We start from the raw sequence: 13,514 nt of genomic DNA, 5'->3' as shown, positions 1-13,514 counted from the left end.
ATATGAAGAAAATAATATCCGGATGGGCATTGCCGGCCGCGCTGGCCATGGCGATTTCATTCGTTCTGGCACCCGCCGCCTCGGCTGCGCCGCCGGTCGACGAACGGCTCGGCGTGCCGATCGTCGTCTACGGGGCGAACCTGTCCGACGCGGAAAAGGCGAGCGTCAAAGTGAGCCTGGATGTGGAAGATGAAGCGGAAGTGGAGGAAATCACCGTTTCCGGCGAAGACCTCGGAAAATATATCAAGAACAGCAACCCGCGTGCGCGCATGTATTCATCCGCCAAAATTACCGTGACCGACGCGGGGAAAGGCCTCGTCATCCAGATCGTGACGCCGGAAAACATCACGCAGGTCACATCCGACATGTACGCCAACGCGATGCTGACAGCGGGAATCGAGGACGCGAACGTGGATGTCGCCGCTCCGAAACCGGTGACCGGGCACTCGGCGCTTGCCGGGATTTACAAAGCGTATGAAGCGAGCGGCGGCACGCTGGACACAGACAGGACGGACGTGGCGAATGATGAGCTGTCCGTCGCGACCGACCTGACGGAAAACTCCGGGGTCGACGAGAAGAAAGTGAATGAGCTGCTCACGGACCTCAAACAGCAGATCGCCGAACAGAAGCCGGCTTCCCGCGAAGACGTGGAGCGCATCGTGAAAGAGCAGCTCGACAAACTGCAGGTCGAACTGAGCCCGGAAGACCGGCAGCTGCTGGTCGATCTGATGGACCGCATCCGCCAGCTCGACATCGACTTCAGCAAATGGTCCGACAAGCTCAGCAAATTCGGACAGGAGCTGAACGATAAATACGGCGACAAGATCAAGGAAAAGGTGAATGACGAAGGATTCTGGCAGAGCGTCAAGGACTTCTTCAACAAGCTCATCGACAAAATCAGTTCGTTGTTCGGCTAAACCAAAACGGATGCCCGGCTACTGTGCCGGCGCATCCGTTTTTTGTTCGATCCCCTGTTGCCATCCCTTTACTTCCTCCGGCGTCCTGCCGGTCAGGAAGACGGGGCCGTCGGTCGTCTCAACGAGCAGCACAGGCGTCTTCCTCAAGTCAACGAACAGCAGGGCCGCCCCGTAATCTTCGGTGCGGAACCATCCTTTTGCGGAGGAAGAAAATTCGAAGCCATTTTCTTTATAGGTGATTTCAGGCATATGGTCGAGAAGCTCAGCGGACCGGATGTCCCGGTAACTGATCTCCCTGCCGTACATTCCCGAAATGTCCACGGAATCATCGCCGAATGTCACATCCGGCTGGCGCATTCCGAAAAACAGGAGGATGCCGACGCCGACGAGGACGACGGCCGTGATGGCGGAGGACGTGATGAGCGCCCGCCTCCGCTTGGCCGGGATATCTTTTTTCGCCTGCAAAATCATGCCGCCGAAAAGGACGAGGAACATGAAGCCGATCTGGAGTTCGAACGTATAGGAGAACCCGGTGAAGGCGAGCAGCTGGAGGACCGCCATCCCGGCGGCCAGTACGGCGAACATCCGCCCGGCGAACTGGGGATGACCGTTGCGGATCAGCGCCTCCTGCTCTTCCTCCGCCCTTGTGGCAAAACCGGATATCAGGAAATACATCTTCTTTTTGAGGATGAGGTAAGCGAACAGCGAAAACAGGATGATCAGAAAAACCTGCGTCCACGTAATGAGCGACATGCGGCTTCTTCCTTTCTTTTTCCGTCCGAAACGTCGGATACCTTCAGTTTAAGGCCAGCCCGTCTCGTTTGCAAAGAGCCTTTTGAAAAGATAGACTGAAAATAAAGGAATCTTCACGCCGGTGCAGGTAATTGGGCAAGGTGTCTGTGGGCGAAGCAAGGATCGGAAATCGGAGTATGGACTGACGAATCGGAGCATGGCCCGGAAAATCGGAGTATGGGGTCTAAATTCGGAGCATGGGCCGAAAAATCGGAGTATGGACTTCAAATTCGGAGTATGGCTCGGAAAATCGGAGTATGGACTTCAAATTCGGAGTATGGCTCGGAAAATCGGAGTATGGGACCTAAATTCGGAGTATGGGCCGAGAAATCGGAGTATGGACTTCAAATTCGGAGTATGGACCAAAAAATCGGAGTATGCACCGCCGCTTCGGAGTATGCATCACAACCCCAAGCCGCTCCCGCCCCAACCGCGCCATACCCGCCCACCACAGAAAGGGGAACAGACAGTATGGATTTTGAACTGAAGGAACTCGGAAATGACGCATTTGCCTTTGTCCATGAAACGGACGGCAAGCAGGACGCGGAAATCACCTGGACGATGATGGGGAACGTGATGGTCATGGACCACACGTTCGTCGATCCGTCGCTTCGCGGCGGCGGGGTGGCCAAGCAGCTGCTTGACCGGGCCGCGGAATATGCACGCGAAAACAACTACAAGATGGAAGCGGTCTGCTCCTATGTGGTCACGGCGTTCAAACGCTACCCGGACTACGACGACGTCAAGGCCTGAATCCGGACACCAAAAAAGCAATCCGTTCCTCAATGCGGGCGGATTGCTTTTTATGTATCATGCGAGCCGAAGTCCGTCATGTCGTCCTCCTCAGAATGTCAGTAAAAGCAGGATTGCCGTAAGCGCGCCTGAACCGGCGATGGCGTACATCGTATCTGCTTGGTTGAAGATCAATTTTTTCTCCATTTCATTCGCTCCAATCTGATCGGGTGATAGTTTAAAATTACCCGTGGAATTGTTTGCATAAACCTTCCAGCCGGAAAAAGATCGGAGAAAAATCGTTGAAACCATTGTGATCGGCCATCCGTATGATGAAAGTAGACCAATAGAAAAAGAGGTGTTCATTTTGCAATACGACCAAACGGCCTACACGCCACTGATCAAACGGACGGGAGAGATGGTACTCGGCATCATCGGCATCGTCTTCAACGTCCTCGCCATTATCGGAACGATCATCATGAACGGGTTTACGAAGATGTTGTCCGGCGATCCGGCCTTCCGTGAAGAGTTCGAAGCGGAAATCTGGAACGACCCGACCATCAGCCAGTCGGATGCCCAGGAAATCATCGATGTCATGTACACGGTGCTCGACTGGCTCGTCGGCTTCGGCTGGTTCTTCGTCATCGCCCTCATCATCAGCACGATCCTGACCGTCGTGGCCATCATCAATCTGAAGAAAAATGCCAAACTGTCCGGCATCCTGCTTTTGATCGGCGGCTTCCTGGCGGGAATCCTGTCGCCGACGTCCATCCTTCTCTACATCGCCGGGATCATGTGCCTCGTCCGCAAACCGCCGATGGCACCGCCAACCACCGCGGATGATGATTTCAATGAGCCGATGCGTCCGCTTTGATTTCCAAAAAAGAATACCAAAAAACACCGGCTGCTCAGACGAGCGCCGGTGTTTTCAGATAGTGCACATATTGTGTGGTGAGTGTCGGATACCCCTCAAACAATTCCTCGAACTCTTCCAGCAGCTCAAAGCCGCAGGACTCAAAGAACGCGCAGGCGGATTCATTCGGTCCTTCCACATAGGCGAAGAGGCGGAGTCCGTGCTCCAATCGTGCAACTCCGGCTTCGATCATCCGGCTGCCGAGATCGGATTCCTCAAATTGAGGGAGCAGGTGGAAAGCGGTCAGTTCCGCGTCCCCGTCCTCGTCGACACGGGTGAAGTTGGCAAACCCGACCGGTCGGCCTTCATGTTCCGCGATGAGCATCGTCGTCTTCTCCATCCGCTTCATCAACATCGGAGCCGAGTAGTCCCGGTCAAGCGACATTTGCTGAGCTGTGGCCGGCAGAACTCCTTCATACGCGCGGCGCCGGCTGATCTCTGCAATCTGCCGGACAGTTTCGATATCATTCGGTGTCATCAAACGGATCATGGCTTCCCCCACCTCTGATTTATTTCATCAAGCATAACAAATAAATCGCCCTGCAACTATATGTTATGGAATAATGTAATCAAATTGAAATGAAAGAGGGGGATTCCATGGAGTGGAAAGTGAAAAAATTTGATGAACTGACGCTGGATGAGCTGTATGAAGTGCTCAAGCTGCGGACCGATGTGTTCGTCGTCGAGCAAAGTTGCGCATACGGCGAGGTGGACGGCCATGATCAGGGCTCCCTTCATCTGATCGTCACGGACGGCGGAGAAATCGTTGCTTATACACGCATCGCCGGGCCGGGAGAGAGATACGAAGAGCCCTCGATCGGCCGGGTGGTCGTCCGTCCTGCATACCGGGGGAACGGCCTTGCGCGAAAACTTGTCGAACGCGCAAAGGAACTCATCACCGAGCACTGGGGAGATGTCCCTGTCCGGCTGCAGGCGCAGCACCATCTCGAGCCGTTTTACCGGTCCTGCGGTTTCCGATCCATTTCAGAGCCGTACGACGATGAAGGCGTCCCGCATATCGACATGCGGCTCATGGTTTCCGAAGGCTGAGGAACGGGTATACTCCAATATGACCGATTATTACGAGAATCAATGATCCAGACATGGAGGATGATGGAAAATGGCGAATAAAAACCGCAATCTGCTGCTGGCCGGACTCGCTGCCGGCGCCTATGCCTATTTCAGCAAAAAAGAGAACCGCGACAAGGCAATGGTCGCATTCAACAATGTGAAGACGAAGGTGGACTCGTTCATGGAATCCCAAAAGCTGAACCGCGATGAAGACACGAAGGCAGGTTTCTCGGATCCGTATGATCTTCAGGACAATGATATGGTGAGCGAAGGCGCGCAGACGAGCGTCCACTACTATAACCAGGAAGTCCAGGACAACGGAAAGCTGGCGCCTGACGAAGATGGCCTCTATCATAAGAAGGAGACCGGTGAACCGGCAGGAGAGCAGAGTGCGAAGCTCGGCGGGACCGACGAAGACCAGGAGCACAAGCAGGAAAACACGGACACCGTCACAGAAGAGAACCGGATCAACACAGAGAACATCTGATCCCTTTTCTGACAGCCGCCTATCCGGCGCAGGATAGGCGGTTTTTTTGCGCCCGATTCCGAGCCTGGAAGGTGGAGCGGATCGATCTCTGGGTATAGACTGATAGTAAGAGGAAACGGAGTGGTCGGATCGTGAAAGAGAGGCAGGCGGTCTTTATCTTGAATCCTTCTTCCGGCAAGGAACGGGCGGAGGATATCAGGGAAGCGGCCGAGGAGGCGATCGTCCGTGCGGGCTACGAGGTGACGACGCGGCTGACGGAAAAGGGCGGGGATGCGGAACGGTTCGCCCGGGAGGCAGCCGTCAGAGGAGCTGCCCTGGTCGCCGTCGCAGGCGGGGACGGGACGGTCAATGAAGCGGTCAATGGCCTTGCGGGTCTTCCGCAACGGCCGCTGTTCACCTTTTTCCCGCTCGGGACGGTGAACGACTTTGCGAGGGCGCTCCGGATTCCGCTCGATCCGGCAGAAGCGATCGGGGCTTTTCCGGAATTTGTTCCGCATCCGACCGATATCGGCCGGGCGGCGGGCCGTTATTTTATGAACATCATCGCAATCGGCAGCCTGGCGGAAGGCGTGGCGGCTGTTCCGGTTGAACAGAAATCGGCATTCGGAACGCTTGCTTACATCGTCCACGGCGCAAGGGCCCTCTTTTCCGCCGAAGGGAACGAGATCACGCTTGTCCACGACCACGGCAAATGGACAGGGAACGCTTCACTTCTTCTGATTGCCCTCACGAATTCAACGGGTGGGTTTGAACGGATGAACCCGGGGGCCGAAACGGACGACGGGCTCTTGCATGTAACCGTCATCAAGAGCACAGCCCTGCCGAACCTTGTCCGGATGTCGGCCGCGCTTCTGCTCGGCAAGCTGCAGGAGGAAGGAGCGGTCGAGACTTTCCGGACGCGCAGCCTGACGGTGAGTTCTTCCCGGTCACTCGTCTGCAATATTGACGGCGACGAATGCGGCGTCACGCCTCTTGAAGTGTCCGTTCTGCCGGGACACCTTTCCATCCTGGCTCCGGCGGAAAAGGAAGACCGGTAAATGGAATGAGACACCATCTGGGCATCCCTGTAAAGCAGCCTATGGCGGTGCTACGAAAAGAAAGCGGGTGAGACAGGAACATGGACTCGGGTTTGCAGGATATGACGAGGATTTTACTTGATGAATTTGAAGTGATGAGGGCGTATGACCGGAGCGAGGACTTTTACCGGCTGGAAAAGGAGCTCCTTACTTGCATCGCGGAAGGCGACAAGCAAGGGGCGAAGGACAGGCTGTGCAGGATCGTCCAGATGATCTCGGAGATCGCCGGCGAAGAGCGGACGGTACAGGACGTTTCCTATTACTTCATCATCCTGTCCGCATTGGTTGCGCGTATTCTCCTGAAGCCGAAATTCACTGTTGAGCGGACGGTGGCGTTCAACATCACCTGTATGAGGATTGTGGAACGGAAATTCGGGACTTCCGAGATTTCAGAGCTGAGCAATGATATGGTGGAGTTTTTCATCCACGTCCTTCAGGGGCGCAAAAAGCCGGAACTCGCCCATCCGGTCGTCAACGAAGTGATTGAATATATCGATGCTGCCATCGAATCCAATCTGACCGTCGCCTCGCTTGCCGGACATTTCAATATCAGCACGAGCCATCTGTCCCGGATTTTCCGGGAACATACCGGCCTGACGCTCATCGACTACATCAATATGCGGAAAATCGAGGAGTCCCAATACTTCCTGCGGAATACGGACTTGAAAATCTCGGCGGTCGCCGAGCAGTTCAGCTTCTGCAATCAAAGCTACTTCACGAGAACCTTCAAGAAGTATACCGAATTAACGCCGAAGCAGTTCCGGGAACAGAAGGAGATTGAGTATTTCTCCTTTTCGCTTCCCGCGGAAAGCGATTGAGCTTTCCATTCGTTGAAATGCGCCCGACGGATGATGTATACTACTCTATAGCTTGAAAAAAGATGTAGGTGAATTGATTGAATAAACGCATAGGGTTGATCATCACCCTCGTGGCGACGGCCACACTCCTCGGCGGCTGTTCGAGTATCGAAAATCAGGAAGGGACGTTCTATAATCTGTTCGTCCGGCCGATGGAGTGGGCGCTCGAGTCGCTCGGTGAAGCGTTCAACGGAAACTACGGGCTCGCCATCATCGTCATCACGGTCATCATCCGGCTGGTCCTCATGCCGCTCATGCTGAAGAACTATAAAAACCAGCAGGCAATGAAGATCAAGATGGATGCACTCAAGCCGGAGATGGATGAGATTCAGAAGAAGATCAAGGCTGCCAAAGACAAAGACGAGCAGATGAAGCTGCAACAGGAAATGATGGGGCTTTACCAGAAGCACGGAGTCAATCCGCTTAACATGGGCTGTCTTCCCGTCATCATCCAGATGCCGATCATCATGGGTCTTTACTTCTCGATCCGCTACTCGGCGGATGTCCAGGCGCACCAGTTCCTCTGGTTCAACCTCGGCTCGCCGGATATTATCATGGCGTTTGTGGCGGGAGCCGTTTATCTGTTCCAGGCCCGCGTCTCGCTTTGGACGATGCCGGAGCAGCAACAGCAGCAGATGAAGATGTTCATTTACATGTCGCCGATCATGATCACGTTCATCTCCTTCACGGCGATGTCGGCACTGCCTCTTTACTGGGCGGTCAGCGGGGCTCTTCTCGTGATCCAGACATATATCGGCCGGAAGTTCTACTATCAGCACCCGGAAAAAGCGGTGGAGTGACCGGACGGGTTTCATGCTAGTGGGGGCCGGACCATAGGGCAAACGGGATCCAGCCGTTTGCCATATTTTTTTAGGTGGACTTATCGGAAGGGGGAGGCCGAGATGTCGAAGGGGAAGCGCTGGGTGCTCGGGGGCCTGATCGCCGTCACGAGCATCCTGACGATCGTATTCATCATCCGCCAGGCGATGTACGGAGCCGCCTTGTCCTTGTCGCTGCTGTTTGTCTTCACAAATTATGCGCGGGCATCGGGTTTCCGGGACCGGGGCATGTTCCGGGAGGCCCAGTGGATGAACCGGCTTGCCGGGTTCTTCGGACTCATGTTCGTCGTCATGCTCATCATGATGTGGCTCTGAAATAGCAAAACGCGCCGGATCCAAGTTGATCGGGCGCGTTTTTTATATTGATTCCGCGGTCAGTGTCCGGTGTTTGGCACGAGAACTTGACCCGCGGCAGGCAAACATGATCAGAAATCAAACCGCCTGCGGGTGGCGAGGACGATGAACGCCGCAGGGACCGTGCAGATCGTCATGCCGAGGAACGACCAGCCCGGCGAGAGATCATAGAGCGCACCGCCGAGCAGGGTCAGGAAGGCGGTGCTCAGGCTCATCGCCAGCGCAGCGTAGATTCCCTGTGCCGGCGCAAGCAGGCCGCGCGGGAGTTTTTCGGATATGTACCGGACAAAGGCGAAGTGCGCGATGCCGAATGAAACCGCATGCAGCACCTGGGTCAGGGTGAACATCCAGACGGTCGGCACAAGGAAGATGAGCACCCAGCGCACTGTGGATCCGACGGCGGCGATCAGGAACATATCGGAGGCCTTCATCCCCCCGAACAGCCGGTCGGCGCGCGCGAAGAACACGATTTCCACGAGGACGGCCACGTTCAGGATGACGCCGATGGCAAAGCTCGCCACGCCGAGGTCTTCCAGGTAGATGAATCCGTAATTGTAGTAGGATGCGTGGGCTCCCTGGAGCAGAATGGAAATGCCGAGGACAGTGACGAAGCCGGGCATGACGGCCAACTGCCGGAACGCCGATCCCCGGCCGTCCCCCGCCGGGTCGGCGGACCGCTGCCTGAGAACTTCCGGAGGACCTGCATGCTGCATGGCAAAGAAGAGGGCGAGCCCGGCGAACATCGTCCACAGGATGGCGCTGTTCCCCCAGAGGGCGTTGAGGCCGCCGATGATGAGCAGGGCGACCGTGTAGCCGAGAGAGCCGAACGCCCGGCTGCGTCCGTAGTCGATCCGTTCCGACTGGATGAGCACCGAAGCGCTCGATTCCATTGCCGGCAGCAGGTTCGGGTACACCATGTTGAACGCGAGCGTCACGGCAAACAGGACCGCAAACGAATCGGCCGGAATGTAGAACAGACCGATCACGAGGGACAGCAGGATCATCGCCTTCATCAGCGTGATGAGCGGGAATCTCCGGGCGGCTGCGGGGAAGAGGAAGAGCGTCGAGAAAGCCCGCGCGAACATGCCTCCGCCCATCACGAGACTCGCTTCAAAGACGGTCAGGCCTTTCACCGAAGTGAGCCAGCCTGTCCAGTACGGCAGAAAAACGCCCCACGTAAAGAAATAAGCGAAAAAGTTCATGGAAAGCCAACGAGCATTCATGGGGAATATCCTCCGCTGTTAAATTGTCATATGAAAATAGAATAGCATACCGGCAGAGTATACGGAACGAGAGCCGGATGTGGTACGATAAGGAAATGGAAATTGAGGAAAGAAGGTCACTAGGCAATGCGCAGATTCGAAGCACGAAAAGACAAACGGAAAAAGACGGCGGGGATTACGGCCGCGGTCGTCATCGCCTTGCTGCTCGCGGGCGGGGCGGCCTGGACGGGCGCCCATGACTGGGATCTGAAAGAAAGCGCCGCATCGCTGAAGGGTGTGCTCGGAGGAACGGAAAGCGTAGCCCCGTCCGGTACAGACGGAGGTAAGGTTCCGGCATCGGGCGGCCCATCCGCTGAAGGCGACGGGGACGACCCGGCGGAGGCGGGGGGCGGAACGGATGCTCCGGATCAGGACTTGCCGGAACCGGACCCGCTCGAAGGAATCGGGGAATACGACGACAACCGGGAACTTCCGGCCGAGCCGACCTATTTCGACGGCGTCCTCATCGCCAATAAAAAATATCCGCTTCCCGCGGACTTTGCGCCGGGCGAGGACCCGGCCGCCCGCGAAGCATTCGATGAGATGGCGGCCGCCGCCCGGCTCGACGGGTTTGAGCTCGCCGCATTCAGCACATTCCGCCCGTTCGAACGCCAGCAGGAACTTTACGATCAGTATGTCGCCCGCGACGGCGTCGAGGAGGCGGACCGGTACAGTGCACGGCCCGGCTACTCCGAACACCAGACCGGCCTCGCCTTCGATATCGGGGAAGTGAACCGGGAGCAGCACTGGGCGCGGGATTCATTCGGCGAAACGGAAGCCGGCAAATGGCTCCTCGCGAACGCCCACCGGTTCGGCTTCATCCTCCGATACCCGGAAGGAAAGGAAGACATCACCGGCTATATGCATGAATCCTGGCACTACCGGTACGTCGGCAAAGAACTTGCCGCCAAGATCCACTCCAAACGCGAGACGCTTGAGGAGTATCTGCTCCTGCCGGACGGCAAAACCGGCCCGGCAGACCCGGACAAATAAGACCGGAGACAAACTATATGGCTGAGCGGCTCGGCGCTCGGAGAAGATTGCGGCTCACTCGTCACAGTGCTGGACGGCCCTGAAAACAACCACCAAAAAACACGCCACCCTGGTCCGGGTGTCGTGTTTTATTTTCCTCCGCTGCATCCCTCGTCAGGCACGCGTCATAGAATAGGCGAGACGAGGCGGGAAAGGGATTCTTTCAGACGGATGCCGGTGGACCGGCTATGGTAGGCCTCGGATGTCAATTCCGTGCAGAGGCGCATATCCTGTTCGAACAGTTCGGCGAGTTCATGGGATTCCTCCCGGTCATAGATGAATGCATTCACTTCGAAGTTGAGCTTGAAGCTCCGGACGTCGATATTGGCCGTGCCGACGGTCGACAGTTCATCATCGACGACGATCATCTTCGCATGGATAAAGCCGTTCTCGTAGATATACACTTTGGCCCCGGCCCTCAGAAGGCTTCCGACATTGGAATAGGTCGCCCAGTAAACGAACATATGGTCAGGCTTGTTCGGGATCATAATCCGGACATCGATCCCCGAGAGGCAGGCGATGCGGAGCGAATCAAGGAAGCTCGCGTCGGGAATGAAATAAGGCGTCTGGATGTAAATGTACTTTTTCGCCAGGTTGATCATCTTCAGATACCCGTCCTTGATCTGCTCCCAGTCGGCGTCCGGCCCGCTGGAGACGATCTGGATGCCGACCTCCCCCTTCCTCGGAATCGCCGGGAAATAGCGGTCCGCATATTCGATGTCATGGGTGGTAGAGGCCTGGTTCCAGTCAAGGATGAAGCGGGTCTGAAGCGGATGGAGCGCACTGCCCTCGATCCTCAGATGGGTGTCCCGCCAGTAGCCGAATTTCTTTTTCAGCCCGAGGTACTCATCCCCGACATTGAAGCCGCCGATATAGCCGATCCGGCCGTCGATGATGGCGATCTTCCGGTGGTTCCGGTAGTTCATCCGTGGATTGATGAGCGGCAGGATGGCCGGGAAGAACGCCTCGACCTCGCCGCCTGCTTCGATCAGTTCCCTGAAATGGCGCTTCCGGAGGCCGCGGGATCCCATATCGTCATAAAGCACCCGGACTTTCAGACCCTGCTTGGCTTTCTTGACGAGGACATCGAAGATCCGCTTGCCGAGGTCGTCCAGTCGGAAAATGTAGTACTGGATATGGATATGGTCCTTGGCCTGTTCCATGTCGGCGATGAGCGATTCGAACTTCGCCACCCCGTCGTTGAAGATTTCGACATCATTGTCCTGGGTGAGGAGTGCGTGGTTGTTTCTCAGATGGAGATAAATCATATCCCGGTAGTGGGCCGTATCGTCAAGATTGAACTCGAACGTGCCGTCTTCGATGGCTTCGATCTGATAATCGACGAGCTTTTCGATCCCGATCCGGTTCCTGCCTTCCCAGCGGAACATATGCCTTTTCCGCAGTTGTCTTCCGAAGAGGAGGTAGATGAAGAAGCCGAAAACCGGAATGAAGAACAGGACCATGAGCCACGCCCAGGTTGAAGTCGCGTCCCGGCGCTCGAGGAAAATGAGCGCCACTGCGAGGAAGATGTTCAGGATGAAAATGGCCGCTGTGAGGACCGTGATGGCCTGAGTCATGGCGAAGTACCCTCCCTTTGCCGCATTTCTCTTTATTCAACAGTATACAGAAAGGCCGGGAAAAAGACGAACCGGGAAAGCACGGATAAAACCGACTTGACTTATATGTTTTAAATATATAAAATCACTTTATGCCTTTGGGACAGATCGACGGCATGAAAAAGAAACTCATGGAGGTTGGAATAAATGAATACTTGGTGGGTCTTCGGCAATGTCGCGGCGCTGCTCGTGCTTGTCGGCATCCTCTTTTACATGCAGCGCCGGCATGTCTCGTTTTCGAAGCGGGTCTTTGCCGGTCTCGGGCTCGGCATCGCGTTAGGTGTGGGGCTCCATCTTCTCTACGGAGCGGAATCCGAAACGCTCGGACGCTCCGTCGAATGGTTCAACATCATCGGAACCGGCTACGTCCGCTTCCTTCAAATGATCGTCATGCCGCTCGTCTTCATCTCGATCCTGGCTGCGTTCACGAAAGTGACGACGGGCAAGAATTTCGGGAAGACAGCAGCGCTCATTCTCGGCACCCTGATCGGCACGACCGCCATCGCGGCGGCAATCGGGATCATTTCGGCATCCGGCTTCGGCCTGGATGCGTCTGATATCGTCCAAGGCTCCGCGGAAACGGAACGCGGCCTGGCAATGGAGCAGCAGTCGGCAGACGTCGCTGACCGGTCGCTTCCGCAACAGATCACAGAACTGATCCCGTCCAACCCGTTTCTGGACCTGACCGGCGCACGTCCGACATCGACGATCGGCGTCGTCATCTTCGCCGCGTTCCTCGGCGTCGCCTATCTCGGGATCGCCCGGAAGGAGCCGGAGACGGCGGGGATGATCAAGAAGGGCATCGATGCAATTTATGCGCTCGTCATGCGCGTCGTCAAGCTCATCCTCCGGCTGACTCCGTACGGAATCCTGGCAATCATGGCGCGGACGGTCGCCACGTCCGATTTTGGGGCGATCGTGAATCTTGGCAAATTCGTCCTCGCTTCCTATGTAGCGCTGATCGCGATGTTTGCCGTCCATCTCATCATCGTGGCGCTGAACGGCCTCAATCCGGTCACTTACGTAAAGAAGACGGCCGAAACGCTCCTGTTTGCGTTCACCTCCCGTTCGAGCGCGGGAGCGTTGCCGCTCAACATCAAAACCCAGACCGACCGGCTCGGCATTCCGGATGCCACCGCAAACTTTGCCGGATCATTCGGCCTGTCGATCGGCCAGAACGGGTGCGCGGGTGTGTATCCGGCAATGCTCGCCGTCATGATCGCCCCTTCGGTCGGCATCAATCCGCTTGAGCCGGGCTTCATCGCGACGCTCATCCTGATCACGGCGATCAGTTCGTTCGGCGTGGCCGGCGTGGGAGGCGGCGCAACATTTGCCGCCATTCTCGTCCTGTCCGCGATGAACCTGCCGGTCGCACTCGCGGGTGTCCTCATCTCGGTTGAACCGCTGATCGACATGGGCCGCACCGCACTCAACGTGAGCGGCTCCATGACCGCCAGCGTCACAGCGGCCAGCGCCAACAAGGAACTCGACCGCGACGTTTTCAACGGGTCGCTCGAAGCCCAGCCAATCGACGCTTAAAAGCGGGGAAGCGCGGGGCAGCCTGCT

Annotated in this window: 15 protein-coding genes; 11 read left to right on the top strand and 4 right to left on the bottom strand. The window is 56.5% G+C overall.

Annotated elements, in window-relative coordinates; all coding sequences use genetic code 11:
• The first annotated feature begins 2 nt into the window (after positions 1–2).
• On the top strand, positions 3–917 hold the full coding sequence (locus BN1189_RS02925) for a DUF1002 domain-containing protein (protein WP_040225264.1): 915 nt from the start codon (positions 3–5) through the stop codon (positions 915–917).
• 18 nt (positions 918–935) lie between these two features.
• Here the strand turns inward: BN1189_RS02925 and BN1189_RS02920 are convergent, their stop codons facing one another.
• Positions 936–1,670: a DUF3784 domain-containing protein gene (locus tag BN1189_RS02920; protein WP_052455597.1), complete on the bottom strand. Its 735-nt coding sequence runs from the start codon at positions 1,668–1,670 to the stop codon at positions 936–938.
• Between the two features lie 510 nt (positions 1,671–2,180).
• On the opposite strand from BN1189_RS02920, the gene BN1189_RS02915 reads away from it, so the two are divergent.
• Entirely contained in the window at positions 2,181–2,462 is a 282-nt protein-coding gene (locus tag BN1189_RS02915) for a GNAT family N-acetyltransferase (protein WP_040225262.1), read from the top strand.
• A gap of 346 nt (positions 2,463–2,808) precedes the next feature.
• The gene (locus tag BN1189_RS02905) at positions 2,809–3,315 is read left to right on the top strand and encodes a DUF4064 domain-containing protein (protein ID WP_052455596.1); all 507 of its coding nucleotides are present in this window, start codon (positions 2,809–2,811) and stop codon (positions 3,313–3,315) included.
• 34 nt (positions 3,316–3,349) lie between these two features.
• Here the strand turns inward: BN1189_RS02905 and BN1189_RS02900 are convergent, their stop codons facing one another.
• Complete coding sequence (locus tag BN1189_RS02900) at positions 3,350–3,844, bottom strand: GNAT family N-acetyltransferase (RefSeq protein WP_040225258.1); 495 nt, start codon at positions 3,842–3,844, stop codon at positions 3,350–3,352.
• A gap of 107 nt (positions 3,845–3,951) precedes the next feature.
• Here BN1189_RS02900 and BN1189_RS02895 point away from each other — a divergent pair, with 107 nt between their 5' ends.
• The 6 genes from BN1189_RS02895 (at position 3,952) to BN1189_RS02870 (ending at position 7,999) form a co-directional block, all read left to right on the top strand.
• The gene (locus BN1189_RS02895) at positions 3,952–4,404 is read left to right on the top strand and encodes a GNAT family N-acetyltransferase (protein WP_040225256.1); all 453 of its coding nucleotides are present in this window, start codon (positions 3,952–3,954) and stop codon (positions 4,402–4,404) included.
• A 70-nt stretch (positions 4,405–4,474) separates the two neighbouring features.
• Complete coding sequence (locus tag BN1189_RS02890; RefSeq protein WP_040225254.1) at positions 4,475–4,912, top strand: hypothetical protein; 438 nt, start codon at positions 4,475–4,477, stop codon at positions 4,910–4,912.
• 131 nt (positions 4,913–5,043) lie between these two features.
• The gene (locus BN1189_RS02885; RefSeq protein WP_040225252.1) at positions 5,044–5,949 is read left to right on the top strand and encodes a diacylglycerol/lipid kinase family protein; all 906 of its coding nucleotides are present in this window, start codon (positions 5,044–5,046) and stop codon (positions 5,947–5,949) included.
• 101 nt (positions 5,950–6,050) lie between these two features.
• Entirely contained in the window at positions 6,051–6,806 is a 756-nt protein-coding gene (locus BN1189_RS02880; protein WP_179860895.1) for a helix-turn-helix transcriptional regulator, read from the top strand.
• A gap of 77 nt (positions 6,807–6,883) precedes the next feature.
• Complete coding sequence (gene yidC, locus BN1189_RS02875) at positions 6,884–7,645, top strand: membrane protein insertase YidC (RefSeq protein ID WP_040225248.1); 762 nt, start codon at positions 6,884–6,886, stop codon at positions 7,643–7,645.
• A gap of 102 nt (positions 7,646–7,747) precedes the next feature.
• Positions 7,748–7,999, top strand: a complete 252-nt coding sequence (locus tag BN1189_RS02870) for a hypothetical protein (protein WP_040225246.1) — start codon at positions 7,748–7,750, stop codon at positions 7,997–7,999.
• Positions 8,000–8,109: 110 nt separating this feature from the next.
• Here BN1189_RS02870 and BN1189_RS02865 read toward each other — a convergent pair whose 3' ends face one another.
• Complete coding sequence (locus tag BN1189_RS02865) at positions 8,110–9,261, bottom strand: MFS transporter (RefSeq protein ID WP_040225244.1); 1,152 nt, start codon at positions 9,259–9,261, stop codon at positions 8,110–8,112.
• Between the two features lie 126 nt (positions 9,262–9,387).
• Between BN1189_RS02865 and BN1189_RS02860 the strand changes: the two genes are divergently transcribed.
• Positions 9,388–10,293 carry a M15 family metallopeptidase gene (locus BN1189_RS02860; protein WP_052455595.1) on the top strand — a complete coding sequence of 302 codons (906 nt, stop codon included), beginning with the start codon at positions 9,388–9,390 and terminating at the stop codon, positions 10,291–10,293.
• Positions 10,294–10,457: 164 nt separating this feature from the next.
• On the opposite strand, the gene cls is transcribed toward BN1189_RS02860, so the two are convergent.
• A complete protein-coding gene (gene cls / locus BN1189_RS02855) occupies positions 10,458–11,909 on the bottom strand; it encodes a cardiolipin synthase (RefSeq protein WP_040225241.1) in 1,452 nt (483 codons plus the stop codon).
• A gap of 186 nt (positions 11,910–12,095) precedes the next feature.
• Here cls and BN1189_RS02850 point away from each other — a divergent pair, with 186 nt between their 5' ends.
• A complete protein-coding gene (locus tag BN1189_RS02850) occupies positions 12,096–13,487 on the top strand; it encodes an L-cystine transporter (RefSeq protein WP_040225238.1) in 1,392 nt (463 codons plus the stop codon).
• The last annotated feature ends 27 nt before the right edge of the window (positions 13,488–13,514 follow it).

The organism is Bhargavaea cecembensis (genome assembly GCF_000826125.2).
Lineage (GTDB): Bacteria > Bacillota > Bacilli > Bacillales_A > Planococcaceae > Bhargavaea > Bhargavaea cecembensis_B.
This window is presented reverse-complemented; position numbering and strand designations above follow the sequence as displayed.

Excerpts from the sequence above, each read along its gene's own strand:
- BN1189_RS02925 (WP_040225264.1), top strand. The coding sequence starts at position 3 with ATGAAGAAAATAATATCCGGATGGGCATTGCCGGCCGCGCTGGCCATG.
- BN1189_RS02920 (WP_052455597.1), bottom strand. The coding sequence starts at position 1,670 with ATGTCGCTCATTACGTGGACGCAGGTTTTTCTGATCATCCTGTTTTCG.
- BN1189_RS02915 (WP_040225262.1), top strand. The coding sequence starts at position 2,181 with ATGGATTTTGAACTGAAGGAACTCGGAAATGACGCATTTGCCTTTGTC.
- BN1189_RS02900 (WP_040225258.1), bottom strand. The coding sequence starts at position 3,844 with ATGATCCGTTTGATGACACCGAATGATATCGAAACTGTCCGGCAGATT.
- BN1189_RS02895 (WP_040225256.1), top strand. The coding sequence starts at position 3,952 with ATGGAGTGGAAAGTGAAAAAATTTGATGAACTGACGCTGGATGAGCTG.
- BN1189_RS02890 (WP_040225254.1), top strand. The coding sequence starts at position 4,475 with ATGGCGAATAAAAACCGCAATCTGCTGCTGGCCGGACTCGCTGCCGGC.
- BN1189_RS02880 (WP_179860895.1), top strand. The coding sequence starts at position 6,051 with ATGACGAGGATTTTACTTGATGAATTTGAAGTGATGAGGGCGTATGAC.
- BN1189_RS02870 (WP_040225246.1), top strand. The coding sequence starts at position 7,748 with ATGTCGAAGGGGAAGCGCTGGGTGCTCGGGGGCCTGATCGCCGTCACG.
- BN1189_RS02865 (WP_040225244.1), bottom strand. The coding sequence starts at position 9,261 with ATGAATGCTCGTTGGCTTTCCATGAACTTTTTCGCTTATTTCTTTACG.
- BN1189_RS02860 (WP_052455595.1), top strand. The coding sequence starts at position 9,388 with ATGCGCAGATTCGAAGCACGAAAAGACAAACGGAAAAAGACGGCGGGG.
- cls (WP_040225241.1), bottom strand. The coding sequence starts at position 11,909 with ATGACTCAGGCCATCACGGTCCTCACAGCGGCCATTTTCATCCTGAAC.
- BN1189_RS02850 (WP_040225238.1), top strand. The coding sequence starts at position 12,096 with ATGAATACTTGGTGGGTCTTCGGCAATGTCGCGGCGCTGCTCGTGCTT.